A 17,901-nucleotide genomic window follows, 5' to 3' on the forward strand; every position below is an offset into this window, starting at 1 on the left:
CACCAGGCCGGTTGCCGCGGCCGGACGTCAGCGCCGCAAGCCGGCTTCGCGCAGCAACGGCAGCACGCGTTCGCCGAAGAAGTCGAGGTCGGGCCTGAAGTCGTAGAAGCTCAGCTGGATACCGTCGATGCCGGCGCGGTGCAGCCGCACGATGGTGTCGGCGACTTCGTCGGGCGAGCCGGTGATCGAGATGTTGCCGCCGATCGCACGCGCGGCCGTCTGCGAACGCTGGTCGAAGCCGCCGCGCCACGCATGCGCGTCGCTGTCGAAACGGTGAAAGCTGCCTTCGTCCGCGTGCGCGACGATCGCGTCGCGGTACGCGCGCGCTTGCGCCGCCGTCTCGCGGCAGATCACGAGCGGATTGAGCAGCGTGCGGATCGTCCGGCCGCGTGCGGCAGCGGCCGCCTTCACGCGGGCAGTATGCGCGGGCAGCGCGTCGATCGCCCGTTCGGCGTCGGGGCCGGCCGGGCTCGTGACGAACACGATGTCCGAATAGCGCGCCGCGAATTCGATGCCGGCGTCGGAGCCCGTTGCGTTGATCAGCAACGGGCGGCCGTAACGCGGCTTCGGCGTCACGAATGCGCCGCCCAGGCGCCAGTTCGACAGTGCCGGCGTATAACTGAAGTTGTCCGGTTGCGCCCACAACTGCTGGACCGCATCGAGGAATTCCGCGGCCATCTCGTAGCGTCGGTCGTGCTCGATCCGGTTCCAGCCGAACATCTCGTGTTCGATCGCGCGATGACCCGTCACGACGTTGATGCCCCAGCGCCCGCGCGAGATGTGATCGAGCGTCGCGGTGAATTTCGCGAAATGCAGCGGATGCCACGGCCCGTAGAGCACGTGGCTCGTCGCGACGAGGATGATCCGCTCGGTGCGCGCGGTCAGCGCGGCCAGCGTCATGAACGAGTCGAGCGCCTGGCCGTCGAACACGCCGCCGTAGCCGCCTTTCGGCAGCCACTGCGACAGCGCGAACACCAGATCGAAGCCGAGTGCCTCGGCGCGCGCGACCAGATCGGCGTTGTAGTCGAAGGTCCACTCGGTGGAACGCGGCAAGGTCGACGCGCTCCATCCGCCGGCCTGGATCGGCAGGAACAGCCCGAGCATCAGCGGCTGCGCGAGCGCTCGCGACACGGGGCTGTCGGGGAAATCCGCCGGTGAACGGACGTCGACGAACGGCGACGGCGCGAGCGGGGCGGCGAGGGAGGTGTCGCTCATGGCTTGCTCCTGGCGAGGGTGGCGCGCGCCGGGCAACGGCGACGGGCGCGGCGCCCGTCCGGTTCGGCGTTCACGCAGGCGGCCTCGCGCGGCGAAACGCACATTCTCGGCAACCGGGCACGGCGCGGCAAACAACGAATCCCGCTTTGCTTATCGCGCCGCCCCCAATACGCGTGCCGTCAGAACTTCACGCGCAGCCCGCTGACGAACGCGAGCTGCCGGTTCGTCGACGACGCGCTGCCGATGTTCGAGATCGCGGCGATCTTGCGATAGCCGCCCGACGTGGCCGTGCTCGCATCGCCGGCCGCGAGCTGGTAGATGCCCGATACGTAGATGTCGGTGCGCTTCGACAGCGCATAGTCGAACCCGAGCGTGAACTGGTGCCAGCGCGGCTTCAGCGTCTGGCCGCCGGTGCCCGGCAGGCCGCTCGCGCGCCCGTCGGTGAACGTATAGACGCTGATCAGCGTGGCGGCCGGCGTGATCTGGTAGCGCGCGTTCACGTCGTAGTTGTTGAACTTGCGCGACGAGCCGTCGACATAGTCGAGTTGCGTGTGGCTCCAGGCGAAGCCGACCGTCGCGCGGCCGAGCGCGTAGTTCGCGCCCAGCGCCCCGATCTGCTGCTTGAGCACACCGCCGTTCAGCCCGTAGAAGAATGCGCCGCTGTAGTCGTTGCCGGTGGTCGAGGTCGCGCCGCCCACCGCGCCGCTTGTGTTCGACGTCGCGTTCGGGTGATTGAACCGCACGTAGCCGCCGCCGACCGACAGCGGGCCGTTCACGTAGTTCGCCGATACACCCCAGGCGTTGTTGTTCGAGAAACCCGTGCCCGCTCCGCCGTTCGCCTGGTTGCTGAATGCATAGAGCAGGTCGGCCGTGAAGCCGGCGATCGTGTCGCTGCGGAACTTCACCGCGTTGTTCAGCCGGAAGCTCTGGTTCAGGTTGTCGTTGTCGCCCACGTGGGTGGCCGGCGACCAGAAGCCGGCGCCGGAGTACTGCGCGACGAGGTCGGTGATCGGCTCGTACTGGCGGCCGAACGTCAGCGTGCCGAGGCCCGACCTGGCGAGACCCACGTACGCGGAGCGGCCGAACAGTCGGCCGCCCTGGCCGAGGCCGCCGTCGCTCGGCCGGAACCCGCTTTCGAGCGTGAAGACCGCCTGCAGGCCGCCGCCGAGATCTTCCGCGCCTTTCAGGCCCCAGCGGCTGCCGCTCAGCTTGCCGCTCGTCTGCTGAATGTTGCTCGCGCCGCCCTGGTTGTTCGTATACGCGATGCCGGCGTCGACGACGCCGTACAACGTCACCGAGCTCTGCGCGTACGCACTGACCGAACCGATCGAAACCAAACCCAGTACTACCGATTTTTTGATCATCGCTATCCTCTGTTTTTTATGGGTACGTCCGTGAGGATCACGATGCTATTGACGACGGACGCGCCGATGAACGGTCGATCCGTGGTTTGTAAATCGTCGCGCGGTCGATTTGTAATGTGCAGGGTCGCCGGCCCGGCATGTCCGTCGTGATCGCGTCCGGCGTGCATGCTGCGGCGAACACATCGCCTGGACCGCATACGGCGGGCAGCGGCAACCCGTGCGTGATGTCATATCGATCGATGAAATCGTTCGATATCCGCAATATGTGCAGCCCCGACCGCGATGTTTTTATGCAACGCCCGCTAGGCGGCGTAGCACCGATGCGCTATGCGGTCCCGCATATCGATTCCGCAAAACGTTGGTAGGGCCGCACGACGCGTGACGGTAGAGTCGGGCATCCGGTCGCGGGCCGGCATGCGCCGGGAATCGACGCGCACACGGGTGCAAGCGTCCCGGCCGGGTGGATCAACGAACATGGGAGCCGATTGACATGAGTCGCGATGTACTGTTTCTGCTGGAACCGGGCTTTGCCGATCCGAAGCATCCGGGCCAACGCTTCGTCTGTCCGCATGGACTGTCGATCGAAGGACTGCTGGCGAGCGCGCCCGATCGTGCCGGCCGCCTCGACGTGAAACGCGTCGGGTTCGAGCGGCCGCGGGCCGCGGTGATCGACGCGCTCGACGATGCCCATCAGGGCCTGCCGGTCCTCGTGCTCGGCCGCGACCAGCCGGCGCCGGACGACGCGCAGACGCTCGGCGACGTGCGCTTCGTCACCGACGCGCGCCGCATTCTCGAGCTGCTGGCCGAGCGCCACGGATTTCCGGCGCTGCATTGACACGCCGGTTCCGGCAACCCATTCAATCGACAGGAGCACCCGATGTCGTCAATCTCGGCGTCACGCCGCCGCCTGCTGCTCGCCGGCGCCGCGGTCGTGGCGGCACCCCTGGCCGCGAGGTCCGTGTTCGCGGCGCCGGCCGTCAACACCGATCTCGCCGGCACGACGTTGCGCGTCGCGACCTACAAGGGCGGCTGGCGCGCATTGCTGCAGGCTGCCGGGCTCGGCGACACGCCGTACCGGATCGACTGGCGCGAGCTGAACAACGGCGTGCTGCATATCGAGGCGCTCAATGCCGATGCGCTCGATATCGGTTCGGGCAGCGAAATCCCCGCGGTGTTCGCCGCGCGCCAGAAAGCCGACGTGCGGTTCATTTCGCGGGTGCGCGAAGACCTGAACAACCAGGTCACGCTCGCGCGCAAGGACACGCCGATCCGCAGCATCGCGGCGCTGAAGGGCAAGCGCGTCGGCTATGTGCGTGCGACGACGTCGCACTATTTTCTGTATCGCCAGCTGACGGAGGCCGGCCTCGGTTTCGACGACATCCAGCCGATCAACCTGTCGCCGACCGACGGGTTGTCTGCGTACGATCGCGGCGACATCGACGCGTGGGCGATCTACGGCTACAACGGCCAGCTCGCGCGCAATCGCTACGGCGCGCGCGTGCTGAAGACGGGGAAGGGCTATCTGTCGGGAAATTTTCCGGTGTACGCGAATCCCCGGGCGCTCGACGATGCGCGCCGGCGCGCGGCCACCGCCGATCTGCTGCTGCGGTTCCGGCACGCATATGCGTGGGCGAACGGGCGCTTCCGCGACTATGCGCTCGCGCAGAACCGCGAGACGCGCGTGCCGGTTGCCGATCTCGTCGCGATGTTCGACCAGCGCAGCGAAGACTTCGCGCTACTGCCGGTGACGCCCGACGTGGTCGCGCAGCATCAACAGGTCGCCGATGTGTTTACCCGGATCGGCGTACTCGACGGGCCGGCCAACGTCGCACCGTTGTGGGATACGTCGTTCAATTCGGTGGTTGCGGCGGGGTGACGCGCCGCCGCCGGGCGCTGCCCATGTGAACGGGCGATGCGACGGGCCCGGCGGAATCAGGAGAACGTCGTCGCGACCATGATGCCGAATACCAGCCCGATCGCGATCCCGCTGAGCCGGCCGTAAATCGACGCGCGAACATTGTCGTCGAGCACGAACGGCGAGCGCTTGTGCTTCCAGATCGTGCTCAGTGCCACCGGGCGGGTGAGCAGCGCGATGCATGCGATCAGCACGGGCGTGGCGATGAGCATCGCGATGCGCTGCCCGTTCCAGTCGACGCCGTGCATGGCGAGCGAAACCAGCGCGGCGAGCGGCACCTCGACGCACAGGCCGAGCAACGAGCCGCTGACGAATGAATCTCCCGGGGACTGGAACATGATCGGTCCTGGCGTTCGAATGAAATCGGCAACGCGGTCGAGCTGCCGAGGGAAAACTCCACGGCCGGCGCCCGCGGCCGGTCGACCGTGGGCGGCATCGGCGAGGATGACGGCCGGATGGTAAGGCAAATTGCCGGCCGGTTGTCGGTCATTCAAGCTATTTAACAAATGCCCGGCGCCGCGGCATTTTCATCCCGCATCGGGCGCCGGCGCGATCGTGATCGTCGGGCAATCGGGCCGGGTACGACGCACCGGCGTGCGTCTTCAGGAATCCGTCGTTCTTCATTACAATCGGACATCGCTTGTCGAGCGAACGGATGTGTCGATACGAAGCCGCTGAAATGGATTCACCGCGATATCGTATGACGATAACGAATATTCGATTGCTGCCCGGCAACCGGTCTCGCGCGCAAGAACCTGCAGCCGGACTGACTCGATACGCGCCACCTTTTCGCCACCACACGCATGAACACGTCCGATAACAACGAGACCAGCCGCCGCCATCTCGTCGCCTTCGCGATCGACGACAACCGGCAAGCCTGGTACGAGATGGTCATTCCGTTCATCGTCTCGCTGCGCGCGACGGACTACCGCGGGCGCATCGGCGTCATCGGCTACGGCTTGTCCGCCGACAAGCAGCAGCGGCTGCGCGACAACGGTATCGAAGTCTATGCCGGGGCAGGCGTCGGCGACCTTTCGTGGGATCGCTACATCTCCGCGGCCGCGGTCTTCGACGCCGATCCGGAACTGCAGACGCTCGCGCTCTACGACGCCGATATCTGGTTCCCGGGGCCGCGATTCGATATCTTCGACGTCGCGACCGATGACGATCTGCTGCACGTCGCGCCCGACGCCCACTTCTGCGCGTTCGTGATGTCGCCGATCATCGGCGAGCGGCGGGACGCGCTGGTCCGTCAATGCGTCCAGGACGTACTCGATCGGGTCGGGCATCCGTTGCAGGCGGGGCTCGTCGTGGGCGGCCGAGCGCCGTGGGCGCGGTTTGCGCAGTATGTCCGCGAGCAGGCTGGACGCATCGGCCTGGACTTCGCCGGGATCCACGGGCTCGATACGACGTTCCTGCATCTGTGGGGCGGGCTGGGGCAGGTTCGCCTGGTCGGCTGCGAACAGAATTTCGTCACGAAATGGGGGCTTCACGAGCGGCACGATTTCGATGCCGTGCAAATCCTGCTCGAGCATCAGGGCAAGCCGATCCGCGGCCTGCACATGACGGGCGACGTGCGCTTCCTCAATCACTGGCGATATCTGTCTCGCGATGCCGAGCAGGCGATCGCGCTCGGCCAGGCGTTCGCGTTGCCGCCCGAACCCGGCATGCGGGAACAGCCGGCCGCCCTCGACGCGCTTCCGCTCGAACGCCTCGCCGCCAACGGGCTGGCGCTCGTGGCCGCGCACGAGGACGTGCTGCCGGATGTCCCGCGTCTCGCCGCGGGAGCGTCGTTCCGGCACCCGCAGGGCAGTGCGCTCAATGCATGGGCGTCGCACACGGTCGAATTCGAGGTGACGCGCGAACGGACGGTGCTGGACATCGGGCTGTCGCACCTGAGCGGCCAGCCGTCGGCGCCCCGGGCGCATGTGGCGCGCAACGGCGAAAGCGTCTCGCTGCAGGCGCCGTACAAGATCAGCGTCTCGACGCAACCGGGCGACCGCATCGTGTTGAGCGCGCTCACGTTGCCGGGGCAGGCATGCCATACCGCGTGGGATATCGTCGTGCGACACGCGTGATGCCGCGGCTGCCAGGCATGCAGTAGGCCGATACGTGCCGGCGCGGATGCGTCAGGCGGCGAAGATCCGGCGCTGGTAGTCGAGGATCAGGCGATCGATGTCCTGCGTGGCGCGCGGCGGCTGGCTTTTCGGTTCGAGCCAGAGCCATCGCATCATCCGGTAGCGCGCCTCGACGCACATCAGCCAGGCGTCCCAGTCCGACCAGTGGCGCAGCAGCGGGATATTGCGAATGTCCCGCAATCCGTCGCGGATCTCGTACACGTGGAAATGCTGGCTCGCGCGCTGGCTCAATTCGTCGAATGCGCGGGCGGCCTGCTCCGGGTCGGACAGCAGGAAATCGTGGATCTCGATGATCACGTGGCTGCCGGAGAGCTGTTCCAGCAGCGTGTCGTCGAACAGGTCGAATTCCGCGCCTTCGATATCGCACAGGATGACGCGTTCGGCCGGCGCGCCGCCGCGCTCCGACAGGATCGCCGGCAGGTCGCGATCGGCCTTGCCGTAGACCGCGACGCGATCCGCCAGCCCCATCTCCGCGGCGCGGTGCTGGATGGCTTGGCGGCGCTGCTCGTCCATCTCGAAGCACAGACTGCGGGCAAAGACGTTGTTCCGGACCAGGCCGATGCCGAAGATCCCGTCGGCGGCCCCGAGATCGACCAGCACCTTGTCGGGTGACCCGAGCGCCTCGAGGATCGCGCAGACGGCAATTTCATAGGTGCCGAGCAGGTAGCCGCCGACCGCGACTTCCGCCCAGTGACTGAAGCCGATCGGAAACCCGCGAAGGATGCCGTACTGGACGATCGAGCCGGTCTGCTCGCGCAGCAACTGCGACAGATAGTGCAGGCGAAGATTCGCGGCCTGGATCGAGCTTTGGCTGAAGTACTGCGCGTGGTCCATTTTTTCGTTCTCGCTGGGTGAGGAAGCACGTCGGAGCATGCGGCGATGGCCGGACGGGCGTCTTCCGCGGAGGCGAGCGCGTCGTCCTGCTCGGACGAGAATATAGCGCGTTGCCGGCGTATCGCCAGCATGGCATGAACCCGGACGATGCCGGGCGGCGGGCCGGCGGGGCAGCGCAATGGGTTGAACGAACGTGTCGTCTGCTTGGGCGGATGCTTCGGTCACGGTGCCGCGTCGACGCCTCTGCAATGATCCGCCGGTCAACCGCCCGAGAATCGCAGGCGGTTGACCGGCAACGGTCCCCGTCGTTCGCGTGAACGTCGCGTGACCGCGTCCGGCCAGCCTTCGATGCGAAGGACCGAAGGACGGCTGCGCGATCGCCCGACGTTCGACGGGTTCACGCACGCACCGTCAATTCACCCCGACCGCGCTCCAGGCCCGCGCGACCGTTGCGCTTTCGGCCGAGTTCGCGCCATACAGGTCGTTCGCCGCCTGGATCGACGCCCGTCGCGCGTTCGGGTAGCTCGAGTTGGCGTTCAGGTACACGGTCAGCGTGCGGTACCAGATCTTGCCGGCCTTCTCGCGGCCGAGGCCGCTGAAGGTCGTGTCGCCGTTGCAGACCAGTTGCGCCTTCGACAGGCCGGTGTCGGTCGACGGCACCGACGGGCCTTCCGACAGCAGGTAGAAGAAGCGGTTGCCGACGCCCGACATGAAATGCGGATCGTGGCGCGGATTCGACCACGAGAAGCCGCCGGACGGGTAACAGCTGAACGACCGGCCGTCGAGATCCTGCTTGTACATCTTGCGCAGGCCGCCGCTCACCACGCGCGCGCCGATCACGTAGTTGCCGGGATCGTTCGGGTTGTTCGCGTAGTACTTCACGAGCGTGCCGAAAATGTCGGACGTCGATTCGTTCAGGCCGCCCGCGTCACCCGAATAGTTCAGGTTGGCGGTGGCCTCGGTCACGCCGTGACTCATCTCGTGTCCGGCGACGTCGACTGAAACGACCGGTTTCGGCAGGCGAGTGCCCGGATCGCCGTCGCCATACACCATCACGTGCGACGACAGCCAGGCCGCGTTCGCGCCGGTCGTGCCGCTGCCGGTGTTGAAGACCACGTGAGCGTAGCTCTTCACGCCGCGGCCGTCGTTGAAGATGCCGTTGCGGTTGTGCGTGGTCTTGTAGTAGTCCCACGTCAACGCGAGCCCGTAGTCGATGTCCGCGGCGACCGTCTGCCGGTCGGTCGTCGTGTTGTTGCCCCACACGTTCGTGCTGCTCGTGAAGATCGGCAGGTCGGTCGCTTGCTCGACATCGTCCGAGCTCAGCCCACGGCCGTCGTAGACCGATCCGCTGCCGCGGCCCGGATCGAGCATCCGGTACGCGTTCGTGCCGGTCTGGTCCGTGGTGAGCGTCAGGTTGCCGTAGTACAGCGAGCGGCCGGTGCCGGTCGCGGCGGCGGTCTTGATCAGGTCTTGCGCGTCGAGCACGGTGCCGGTGCGTGCGTCGACGTAGTACAGCACCGCATCGCCGTGCGCTTCGCTGGCCTTGCCGTATACGCGCACCGCGTAGGCCAGAACCGGCGCGACGTCGCGCGCGAACACGACGAGTTCCGCGTCATCGACACGGCGTACGTCCGAGTTGAAACGCGCGGCCGCGATGCGCGTGGCCCTGGACACGCCGACATCGGGTGCGTTGCGTACCACCGCGCGGTTTCCGACCTTGCCGATCGTGGCGGCGAGATTGATCGGCGCGGGCTGGGTCAGGCTCGCTTGCTTCAACTGCCCGTTGCGCGAATGGACGACAACGTCGCCGCCTATCACGGGCAGGCCCGCGTGGAAGCGGTCGAAGCGCACGTGCTCGGTGCCGTCGGGATCGACGATCACGTCGCGTACCTGGAACTGATCGCCGTCCGCCGGCGCGTTCGCCTGCGGCCCCGCGAACTTCAACGTGCGTACCGTGCCGCCGGTGGCGAGGCTGAAGGCGGACGGGTTCTGCTGGATCAGTTGCAGCGCTTTGTCGACCGCGGCCGACGGGTCGCCGGCCTGGGCAAAAGCGCTGAGACTCGCGACGGTAATCGCGGTGACGGGCAGCAGTCGAGACAGTTTCTTCATGTAATTCCCCAGATTATGAATGGGTTTGTTCGAGGAATGAATCAAGTGAAGACTTCCATACAAGACATGTCGCGAACAGCAGAGGCATGCTAGAGGGTGGTTTTTATAATTACAAGATATTTCCGGTTGGATTAAATTTTCATATCGCTATCGTTAATCAAGTCATGATTTGGTGATGGATTTGAAATGATCTTGTCGGCTTCATCGGAGGCCTCGCCGGCATTGCATCGGCGGTGGATGACTGCGAGGCGTCTCGTGACGCTCAGCGCGGCGCGGGACGCGGCTCGACGTGGGTCGGGAGGAATGAGCGAAGTGGAGCGGATTGAAAGCGGCCGCAGAAACTTGATTTATTAAACGTCGGTTTTGATTGTTTTCATTTGGTACTGAATTTGCGAGCATGAATAATGATTGAGATATTTCAGTTTTTTGATGGAGAAGACTTTGAATCCACGTTGAGATTTGGGAGGACGCCCGCTACGTAGCGAAATTTTGAACGTGAGGCCGTCAGATATTTTGATGCCGTGTTGATCGTGACCCGATGGCGGGTAATCCCGGTCGTGCAAGCTGCTGCCGGACTGATCGTGTGACGGATATCGAGGCCGGCGACAGGCTTGCCGGGACCGGCCCAAACATAGCCGCTGCCGGTGGCTGCTTCGTCGAAGCGGGCGGCGCACCGCCGCGGGCGCGGGTGGCCGGGTTTATCCGGCCGACGGCTCGATGCTTGCAAGGGAGCGACGGATCGACCGTGGAGACACGAGCTTTCCAGAATCAACTGAGGGCATTCAATCGCAGCAGGCAAGCTCGGAATTATCAATAAAAAAGAGCAAATATCCGCAAAATATCGGGTTTGCCCGATGGTGCGGTATCGTACAAAGAGCGCCGGCAAAGTGACGGATCATTGGCCCGTCGGATTCAGTGCTGTAAAAAAACTGCGGTGAAATCTGATGCCGACCCGCCATTCAATGACATTTCGTTGATTAGGTGAGCGGCATTTAGTGCGCGATTATTCTCGGTCGATCCTCGTTCGGGCAGTCGTTCTCGTTGAAATTTCGTACTCCATGACGTGCGGGTGCCGCGGCATCCATGCACGGGGGCACCTGTACGTCCGTTACTCGACGTCTTTCAGACGGATGCCGGACGGGACGAGGAGTGCTCGTATAGCGCCGATGAATTACCGTCCGGTTGCCGATTACGGTGAAAGGTCGACCGATTGATCTCGGCCGCCGGGATTTTATGCGCCGTTTGAGCAGGATTGATGCAAGGGCTTAATTCGGATTGGTCGATATGTCGCGTCGTTCGAAAGTTTAAATCTATTTAACGTGTTGATCTGCGTCGCAATCGCGGCGTTGTTCGATGCCCCGCTAGATGGATTATCTAGCAATTTGAAACTGGAGAAATGCAATGCAAGAACTGAATCAACAGGAAATCGCACAAGTTTCCGGCGGCTACTACAGCGGCCCGGGCATCCCGTCGGCGTTGGGCAACATCATCGAATGGGGCGGCAGCACCGCGGAGAGCATCGGCAATGCGCTGACGTTCGGCATCTTCGCCGCACCGGTCAAGCAGGCATACAACATCGGCGAGACGATCACGACCGCCGCGGTGAACCTGCTGGACGGCCTGTTCGGCGGCCCGCAGTACTGAGTTGCCTGCATTGAGGCGACGCGGTAGCGGCCGCGTCTCCCGATGATGGAACTGACGATCCGGTATGCACGGGTCTTCCATGTATACCGGATCGCTTTTGCCTGTTCCGACGCGTGGAAGCGGAATGGACGCCGATACCGATATTGGGCGACACGTTGGTGAAAATGGAGTTCGGTCTTTTTCGTTCTGAAGCGGCACAGGCTCGGCGCATGCGGGTGCTGGGCGACATCGTGCTCGTGCACCCTCTGTCCATGACGCTGCTGACGGTCGCCGCGATGGTCATGGCCACCTGCGTGGTGCTGTTCTTCACGTTCGGTACGTATACGCGGCGCACGACGGTCTCCGGTGTGGTGATGCCGGATGCGGGCCTGGTCAAGGTCTATGCATTGCAGCCGGGCATCGTCGTCGAGCGCGACGTGAAGGAAGGGCAGCGCGTGACGCGCGGGCAGACGCTCTACACGGTGTCGACCGACTTGCAAAGCGCGGCGCAAGGTGCGACGCAGGCCGCGTTGATCGCGCAGGCGCGGCAGCGCAAGGCATCCCTGCTCGCGGAAATGGACAAGACCCGCAGCCTGCAGCAGGACGAGCGCGACACGCTGCGCGCGAAGATCGCCAATCTGAAAGGCGCGCTCGCGCAAATCGACGACCAACTCGCGGCCCAGCGGCTGCGCACGTCGATCGCGGCCGACGGCGCCACGCGCTATCGCCGCCTGCTCGCGCAGGATTACATCTCGAAGGACCAGGCACAGCAGCGCGAGGCCGACCTGCTCGACCAGCAGTCGAAGCTGAACGGGCTGCTGCGCGACCGTGCATCGACGCTTCAGTCGCTCACCGAGGCGAGCAACGAACTGTCGGGGCTCGGCTTCAAGCAGCAGAACCAGCTCGCGCAGATCGACCGCAACGTGATCGACGTCGACCAGAACCTGATCGAAAGCGAGGCGAAGCGCCGGATCGTCGTCACCGCGCCGGAGGCGGGCATCGTCACGGCCGCGATCGCGGACGTCGGCCAGTCGGTCGATACGTCGCGGCCGCTCGCGAGTGTCGTGCCGGGCGGCGCGCGCTGGCAGGCGCACCTGTTCGTGCCGAGCACGGCGATCGGCTTCGTGCGGGCCGGCGAGCCGGTGCTGGTCCGCTATCAGGCATTCCCCTATCAGAAATTCGGCCAGTACGGGGCCACGGTCGTGTCGATCGCGCGCACGGCGCTGTCGGCGGCCGAACTCGCGAACGACGGCGGCCCGGCGGCGACCCCGGGCGAGGGGCGCGACGCGACGTTCTACCGTGTGATCGTCGCGCTCGACGCCCAGCACGTCACCGCATACGGCGCGCAGCAGCCGCTGCAGGCCGGCATGACGTTGCAGGCGGACATCCTGCAGGAACGCCGGCGCCTGTACGAATGGGTGCTCGAGCCGCTTTACAGCCTGACCGGCAAACTCTGACGGGCGCACGCATGCGATTACTCGATCGACTCTCGTTCGGCCTCGGCCGCAAGCTGCCGATGGTCCTGCAGACCGAAGCGGCCGAATGCGGCATCGCATGTCTCGCGATGGTGGCCGGTTATCACGGCCATCACGTGGATCTCGCGACGCTGCGCGCGCAGTTTCCCGTTTCGCTGAAAGGCGCGGGCCTCGGGCGCGTGATCGAGATCGCGCAGCGCCTGTCGCTCGGCACGCGCGCGGTGAAGCTCGACCTGGCGCAGCTCGGCCAGTTGCGCCTGCCGTGCCTGCTGCACTGGAATTTCAACCACTTCGTCGTGCTGAAGGAAGTGAACGGCAAGACCGCGACGATCCACGATCCGTCGCACGGTATTCGCAAGGTATCGCTCGCCGATGTCTCGCGCGCGTTCACCGGCGTCGCGCTGGAGCTGTGGCCGAACGCCGGCTTCGCGCCGCGCGCGGCGCGGCCGGCGGTCAGGCTGCGCGAACTGCTGGGCCCGGTGTCGGGGTTGTCGCGCTCGCTCGCGCAGATCCTGGTGCTGGCGATCGCGCTCGAAGTCTTCATGCTCGTGCAGCCGTTCTTCCTGCAATGGGTGATCGACGAAGTGATCGTCAGCGCCGATCGCGACCTGCTGACGGTGCTCGCGCTCGGCTTCGGCCTGTTGCTGCTGATGCAGCAAGCGACCGGCGCGATTCGCGCGTGGGCGCTGATGTATGTCGGCGTGACGCTCAACATCCAGTGGCGCGCGAACGTGTTCACGCATCTGCTGAGCCTGCCGGTGCGCTATTACGAACGCCGCCATCTCGGCGACGTCGTGTCTCGCTTCGGCTCGATCGACACGATCCAGCAGACGCTGACCACGTCGTTTCTCGGCGCGGTGATCGACGGGCTGATGACGCTCGTCACGCTGGCGATGATGTTCGTCTACAGCCGCACGCTCGGCTTCGTCGCGCTGGCGACGATGGCGCTGTACGCGCTTGTCCGATGGATGTGGTACGGCCCGTTGCGGCGCGCGACGGAGGACCAGATCGTGCACGCGGCCAAGCAGCAGAGCCATTTCCTCGAGACGGTGCGCGGCGTGAAGACGATCAAGCTGTTCAACCGCCAGACGGAGCGGCGCGCGAGCTGGATCACGCTGCTGGTCGAGCAAGTGAACGCGAGCCTGCACGTGCAGAAGCTGCAGATCTTCTATCAGCAGCTCAACGGGCTGCTGTTCGGCATCGAGAACGTGCTGGTCATCTGGCTCGGCGCGCGGATGGTGATGGACGGCCAGTTCACGGTCGGCGTGCTGATGGCGTTCAACGCGTACAAGAGTCAGTTCGACAGCCGGGTCGGCAGCCTGATCGACAAGTATTTCGAGGTCAAGATGCTGCAGTTGCAGGGCGAGCGGCTGGCCGACATCGTGTTCGCGGAAGCGGAACCCGACGCGAGCCTGCGCAGCGTGCCGGGCGAGGCGGACACGCTCGACGCGAGCATCGAGATCGACGGGCTGTCGTTCCGCTATGCGGACGGCGAGCCGCTGGTGCTGGACGGCGTCAATGCGACGATCGCGGCCGGCGAATCGGTCGCGATCGTCGGGCAGTCCGGTTGCGGGAAGACGACGCTGATCAGCGTGCTGCTCGGGATTCACGAGCCGACGGGCGGCGCCGTGCGCATCGGCGGGCTCGACGTGGCCAGGCTCGGCATCGAGCGGCTGCGCGCGCTGGTCGGCACGGTGCTGCAGGACGACGTGTTGTTCGCGGGGTCGATCGCGGAGAACATCAGCTTCTTCGATCCGGAAGCGGACCCGGACTGGGTCGCCGAGTGCGCGCGCATCGCGGCCGTGCACGACGACATCGCGGCGATGCCGATGGGCTACAACACGCTCGTCGGCGACATGGGCACCGTGCTGTCCGGCGGCCAGAAGCAGCGCGTGCTGCTGGCGCGCGCGCTGTACAAGCGGCCGCGCATCCTGGTGCTCGACGAAGCGACGAGCCATCTCGACATTCAGCGCGAGATGCAGGTCAATGCGGCCGTCACGCAGCTCGCGATGACGCGGCTCATCGTCGCGCACCGGCCGGAGACGATCGCGTCCGCGCAGCGCGTCATCATGCTGCAGGGCGGGAAGGTCGTGCTCGATCAGTCGACCGCGGCGATGCGCGCGGCGGTCGCGGCGAAGTCGCATGCCGGCGTGCCGGCCGCGTCGCGGCCGGCACCGCACGATGCCGGGCCGGTAGAGCCGGTGGCGGGGCGCTAGATGATGAAGCGATCATTCGCCGTCGTGCTGACCGCCGTTGCGCTGGCCGCCGCGCTGCCCGCGAGCGCGCAGATGCTCGACATCTATCGCACGCGCGACGACGTCGCGGCGACGCAGGCCGGGTCGATGGCATCGGCCACCGCGTGCGGCGCACGGCGCCTCGACGACCGGCCGCTCGCGCTGGAGGACGCGATCCTGCTCGCGATCTGCTCCCATCCGCAACTGAGCCGCACGTGGGCGGATGCACGCGCGGCGACGGCCGAGGTCGGCGTGTCGAAGGCCGCGTACCTGCCGACGCTGAACGCGACGGCCGGGATCCAGCGCGACAACGTGAACACGACCTATACGGGCGGATTCTCCGGCGATCAGCGCAGCACCAGCCGTTACGGCATGCTCAACCTGAGCTGGGTGCTGTTCGATTTCGGCAAGCGCGGCGCGAACCTCGATCGTGCGCGCGCGTTGCTGCGCGCGGCCAACGCGGCGCACGACGACGCGTTGCAGAGCGTCTTCTTCGACGCGGCGCAGGCGTTTTATGCGCTGCGCGATGCGCAGGCGGCGCTCGAGGCCGCCCAGGCGGTCGAACATGCGGCGCAGGAGAGCCTGGCCGAGGCAAGCGCGCGGCATGACGGCGGCGCCGGCACGCTCGGCGACGCGTTGCAGGCGCAGACGACCTATCGCAAGGCGCTGCTCGACCGCGTGAGCGCGGAGGGCGACCTGCAGAACGCGATCGGCACGCTCGCGACGACGCTCGGCGCGGACGCCGACACGCCGCTGCGGATCGCCGACGCGGAACCGTCGCCCGATCGCGACGATTTCACGCGCGGCGTCGCGAACCTGATCGCCGAAGCGAAGCGCGATCACCCGAAACTGATCGCCGCCCGCGAGCGGCTCGAAGCGGCGCGCGACCAGATCCGCGCGGTGCGCGCCCAGTCGCTGCCGACGATTTCGCTGATGGGCAGCCTCTCGCGCAACAACCCGTCGTACCAGCAGCAGCCGTCGCTGTTCCAGTTGCGGAGCAGTCACAGCAACTCGATCGGCATCCAGGTTTCGATTCCGCTGTTCGAGGGATTCGCATCCGGGTATCGCATCGCGCAGGCGAAGGCGCAGGCCGATGCGCAGGAAGCCGATGTGCGCAGTACCGAACTCAAGGTGTCGCTCGACGTGTGGAAGAGCTACCAGAGCTTGCAAACCGACACGACGAACCTCGACAACTCGCAGCATCTGCTCGACACCGCGCTGCATTCGCTCGACATCGCCCGAGGCCGCTACAAGGCCGGGGTCGGCACGTTCACGGAACTGCTGAATGCGCAGTCGGCGCTCGCGGATGCGCGCCGGCAGCGCGTGCTCGCGGTGTCGAGGTGGCGGACCGCGAGACTGAAGCTGGCCGAGAGCCTTGGGAGGTTGGGATTATGGAACGACGCGAGTTGAACGGTACCGGGCCGAACGTGGGCGACGCGCAAGCGTGCGGCTGCGCGTTCCTGTTCCCGGGACAAGGGGCGTTCTATGCGGGCGCGTTGCGGCAACTCGGGCGAGAACACCGCGGCGTGCGGCAGACGCTCGACGCGATCGACGCGGTCGCGAGCGAGCGGCTCGGCCAGCCGCTGACCGGCGCGCTGTGGCGCGACGATGCGGGGCTCGATACGTGGCTGCGCGAGGCGCCCGACTTGTTGCAGCTCGGGATCTTCGGCGCATCGGTCGGGATGTTCGGCGTGCTGCGCGAACGCGGCGTCGTCCCCGACCTGCTGATCGGACACAGCTTCGGCGAAATCGCGGCGCTGGTGTGCGGCGGCGTGTATTCGATCGAGCAGGGCGCGCGCATCGTGTGCGACCGGATTGCGTCGTTGCAGGCCGCGGCGCCGGCCGACGGCATGATGGCCGCGATTTCGGCCGGCGCCGACGCGACACTCGCGCTGATCGACGCGAGCGCGATCACGCACGGGGTGCGCAACGTCTGCATCGCGGTCGAGAACCACGCGTCGCAGACCGTCGTGTCCGGCCCGCGCGACGCGCTGGAAGGTTTCGTCGCGGCCTGCGCGGCGCGCGGCGTGACCGCACAGACGCTCCGGTCTCCGTATGGCTTTCATCACCCCGACCTGGCCGGCGCGCGCGCGCAGTTCGCCGCGCGGCTTGCCGCCTATCGACCCGGTGCACTCGCGATTCCGGTGTATTCGCCGATCCTCGGCCGCCGCTATAGCGGCGCCGACGATCCCGGCATGCGGCTCGCGTCGCATTTCGTGATGCCGGTGCGCTTCGCGGACGCGATTCGCGCCGCGCGCGCGGACGGCATCGCCCGCTACGTCGAGTGCGGCGCGCTCAATGCGCTGGCGCGCATCGTCGTGCGCATCGCCGGGCCGGGCGCGGTCAGGACGTTCGGCGGCCCGACGAGCGTGGCAGAGGAATCGAGCGTCGTCACGACGATCACCCGTTATTTCCAGGAGGACAGCATCATGAAGGACGATATTCGCATCGGCAACGCCGGCTCCGGCTTCGACGCGTTCTGGCAAGCGCGCGGACCGCACATCGTCGACTGGCTCAAGGGCGAACTGCGTCACGCGTTCGACGCGGCGGGCACGGTGCCGGCAGGCACCGCACCGACGGCGACGCCACTCGCGCCGCAGCCGGACCCGATTCTCGCGCCCGCGCCGCGCCTCGCGGCAGTGGGTGGAGCGGCGCTGGCGCCGGTTCCGGCGCCGCCGAGTGAGGGGGCGCCCGCGGCGGTTGCCGCGGCGCGGCCCGCGCACGTGCCGCGCGAGCGGCTGTTCTCGGAGCTTGTCGATATCTACGCGCAGGCGATGGAATATCCGGCCGAGGTGTTCTCCGAATCGATCGAGCTCGAAGCCGAACTCGGTATCGACTCGGTCAAGCAGACCGAGATCATCCAGCGCATCACGGCGCGCTATGCGTTGCCGCCGCTGCCCGCGAATTTCCGCAGCGGCGACTTCAAGGCGATGGGGCAGATCGTCGATTTCGTCTACGAAAACCAGGGAAAGGCGCTCGCCTGACGGCCGCGCG

Annotated in this window: 13 protein-coding genes; 8 read left to right on the top strand and 5 right to left on the bottom strand. The window is 66.3% G+C overall.

Annotated elements, in window-relative coordinates; genetic code table 11:
- Positions 1-27: 27 nt before the first annotated feature.
- Positions 28-1,215, bottom strand: coding sequence for an LLM class flavin-dependent oxidoreductase (locus tag VXM69_RS35885; protein WP_367190725.1), 1,188 nt, complete (start codon positions 1,213-1,215; stop codon positions 28-30).
- A 179-nt stretch (positions 1,216-1,394) separates the two neighbouring features.
- A complete protein-coding gene (locus VXM69_RS35890; protein ID WP_367190726.1) occupies positions 1,395-2,579 on the bottom strand; it encodes a porin in 1,185 nt (394 codons plus the stop codon).
- Positions 2,580-3,069: 490 nt separating this feature from the next.
- On the opposite strand from VXM69_RS35890, the gene VXM69_RS35895 reads away from it, so the two are divergent.
- Both VXM69_RS35895 and VXM69_RS35900 read left to right on the top strand, forming a co-directional pair.
- Positions 3,070-3,414, top strand: coding sequence for a DUF3088 domain-containing protein (locus tag VXM69_RS35895; protein WP_034190052.1), 345 nt, complete (start codon positions 3,070-3,072; stop codon positions 3,412-3,414).
- Positions 3,415-3,456: 42 nt separating this feature from the next.
- A complete protein-coding gene (locus tag VXM69_RS35900) occupies positions 3,457-4,455 on the top strand; it encodes an ABC transporter substrate-binding protein (protein WP_367190727.1) in 999 nt (332 codons plus the stop codon).
- Positions 4,456-4,511: 56 nt separating this feature from the next.
- Here the strand turns inward: VXM69_RS35900 and VXM69_RS35905 are convergent, their stop codons facing one another.
- Positions 4,512-4,988, bottom strand: coding sequence for a hypothetical protein (locus tag VXM69_RS35905; RefSeq protein ID WP_367190728.1), 477 nt, complete (start codon positions 4,986-4,988; stop codon positions 4,512-4,514).
- Between the two features lie 309 nt (positions 4,989-5,297).
- On the opposite strand from VXM69_RS35905, the gene VXM69_RS35910 reads away from it, so the two are divergent.
- On the top strand, positions 5,298-6,572 hold the full coding sequence (locus VXM69_RS35910; RefSeq protein WP_069705731.1) for a hypothetical protein: 1,275 nt from the start codon (positions 5,298-5,300) through the stop codon (positions 6,570-6,572).
- Positions 6,573-6,623: 51 nt separating this feature from the next.
- Here the strand turns inward: VXM69_RS35910 and VXM69_RS35915 are convergent, their stop codons facing one another.
- Together VXM69_RS35915 and VXM69_RS35920 are read right to left on the bottom strand one after the other, a co-directional pair.
- Entirely contained in the window at positions 6,624-7,466 is an 843-nt protein-coding gene (locus VXM69_RS35915; protein WP_059561077.1) for a hypothetical protein, read from the bottom strand.
- Between the two features lie 411 nt (positions 7,467-7,877).
- The gene (locus VXM69_RS35920) at positions 7,878-9,575 is read right to left on the bottom strand and encodes a M4 family metallopeptidase (protein ID WP_367190729.1); all 1,698 of its coding nucleotides are present in this window, start codon (positions 9,573-9,575) and stop codon (positions 7,878-7,880) included.
- Positions 9,576-10,976: 1,401 nt separating this feature from the next.
- On the opposite strand from VXM69_RS35920, the gene VXM69_RS35925 reads away from it, so the two are divergent.
- The 5 genes from VXM69_RS35925 to VXM69_RS35945 all read left to right on the top strand — a co-directional run bounded on the left by VXM69_RS35925 (position 10,977) and on the right by VXM69_RS35945 (position 17,891).
- Complete coding sequence (locus tag VXM69_RS35925; RefSeq protein WP_034190058.1) at positions 10,977-11,219, top strand: hypothetical protein; 243 nt, start codon at positions 10,977-10,979, stop codon at positions 11,217-11,219.
- Between the two features lie 164 nt (positions 11,220-11,383).
- Positions 11,384-12,655, top strand: coding sequence for an HlyD family efflux transporter periplasmic adaptor subunit (locus tag VXM69_RS35930; protein WP_034190059.1), 1,272 nt, complete (start codon positions 11,384-11,386; stop codon positions 12,653-12,655).
- Between the two features lie 11 nt (positions 12,656-12,666).
- Positions 12,667-14,889, top strand: a complete 2,223-nt coding sequence (locus VXM69_RS35935; RefSeq protein WP_124608251.1) for a peptidase domain-containing ABC transporter — start codon at positions 12,667-12,669, stop codon at positions 14,887-14,889.
- The gene (locus VXM69_RS35940; protein ID WP_367190730.1) at positions 14,890-16,317 is read left to right on the top strand and encodes a TolC family protein; all 1,428 of its coding nucleotides are present in this window, start codon (positions 14,890-14,892) and stop codon (positions 16,315-16,317) included. It abuts the gene before it with no gap.
- A complete protein-coding gene (locus VXM69_RS35945; protein ID WP_082744757.1) occupies positions 16,299-17,891 on the top strand; it encodes an acyltransferase domain-containing protein in 1,593 nt (530 codons plus the stop codon). Before VXM69_RS35940 ends, VXM69_RS35945 begins: the two co-directional genes overlap by 19 nt.
- Positions 17,892-17,901: the final 10 nt, after the last annotated feature.

The sequence above is a fragment of the Burkholderia sp. Ed8 genome (assembly GCF_040761425.1).
GTDB lineage: Bacteria > Pseudomonadota > Gammaproteobacteria > Burkholderiales > Burkholderiaceae > Burkholderia > Burkholderia seminalis.

Excerpts from the sequence above, each read along its gene's own strand:
- VXM69_RS35885 (WP_367190725.1), bottom strand. The coding sequence starts at position 1,215 with ATGAGCGACACCTCCCTCGCCGCCCCGCTCGCGCCGTCGCCGTTCGTC.
- VXM69_RS35890 (WP_367190726.1), bottom strand. The coding sequence starts at position 2,579 with ATGATCAAAAAATCGGTAGTACTGGGTTTGGTTTCGATCGGTTCGGTC.
- VXM69_RS35895 (WP_034190052.1), top strand. The coding sequence starts at position 3,070 with ATGAGTCGCGATGTACTGTTTCTGCTGGAACCGGGCTTTGCCGATCCG.
- VXM69_RS35900 (WP_367190727.1), top strand. The coding sequence starts at position 3,457 with ATGTCGTCAATCTCGGCGTCACGCCGCCGCCTGCTGCTCGCCGGCGCC.
- VXM69_RS35910 (WP_069705731.1), top strand. The coding sequence starts at position 5,298 with ATGAACACGTCCGATAACAACGAGACCAGCCGCCGCCATCTCGTCGCC.
- VXM69_RS35915 (WP_059561077.1), bottom strand. The coding sequence starts at position 7,466 with ATGGACCACGCGCAGTACTTCAGCCAAAGCTCGATCCAGGCCGCGAAT.
- VXM69_RS35920 (WP_367190729.1), bottom strand. The coding sequence starts at position 9,575 with ATGAAGAAACTGTCTCGACTGCTGCCCGTCACCGCGATTACCGTCGCG.
- VXM69_RS35925 (WP_034190058.1), top strand. The coding sequence starts at position 10,977 with ATGCAAGAACTGAATCAACAGGAAATCGCACAAGTTTCCGGCGGCTAC.
- VXM69_RS35930 (WP_034190059.1), top strand. The coding sequence starts at position 11,384 with ATGGAGTTCGGTCTTTTTCGTTCTGAAGCGGCACAGGCTCGGCGCATG.
- VXM69_RS35935 (WP_124608251.1), top strand. The coding sequence starts at position 12,667 with ATGCGATTACTCGATCGACTCTCGTTCGGCCTCGGCCGCAAGCTGCCG.
- VXM69_RS35940 (WP_367190730.1), top strand. The coding sequence starts at position 14,890 with ATGATGAAGCGATCATTCGCCGTCGTGCTGACCGCCGTTGCGCTGGCC.
- VXM69_RS35945 (WP_082744757.1), top strand. The coding sequence starts at position 16,299 with ATGGAACGACGCGAGTTGAACGGTACCGGGCCGAACGTGGGCGACGCG.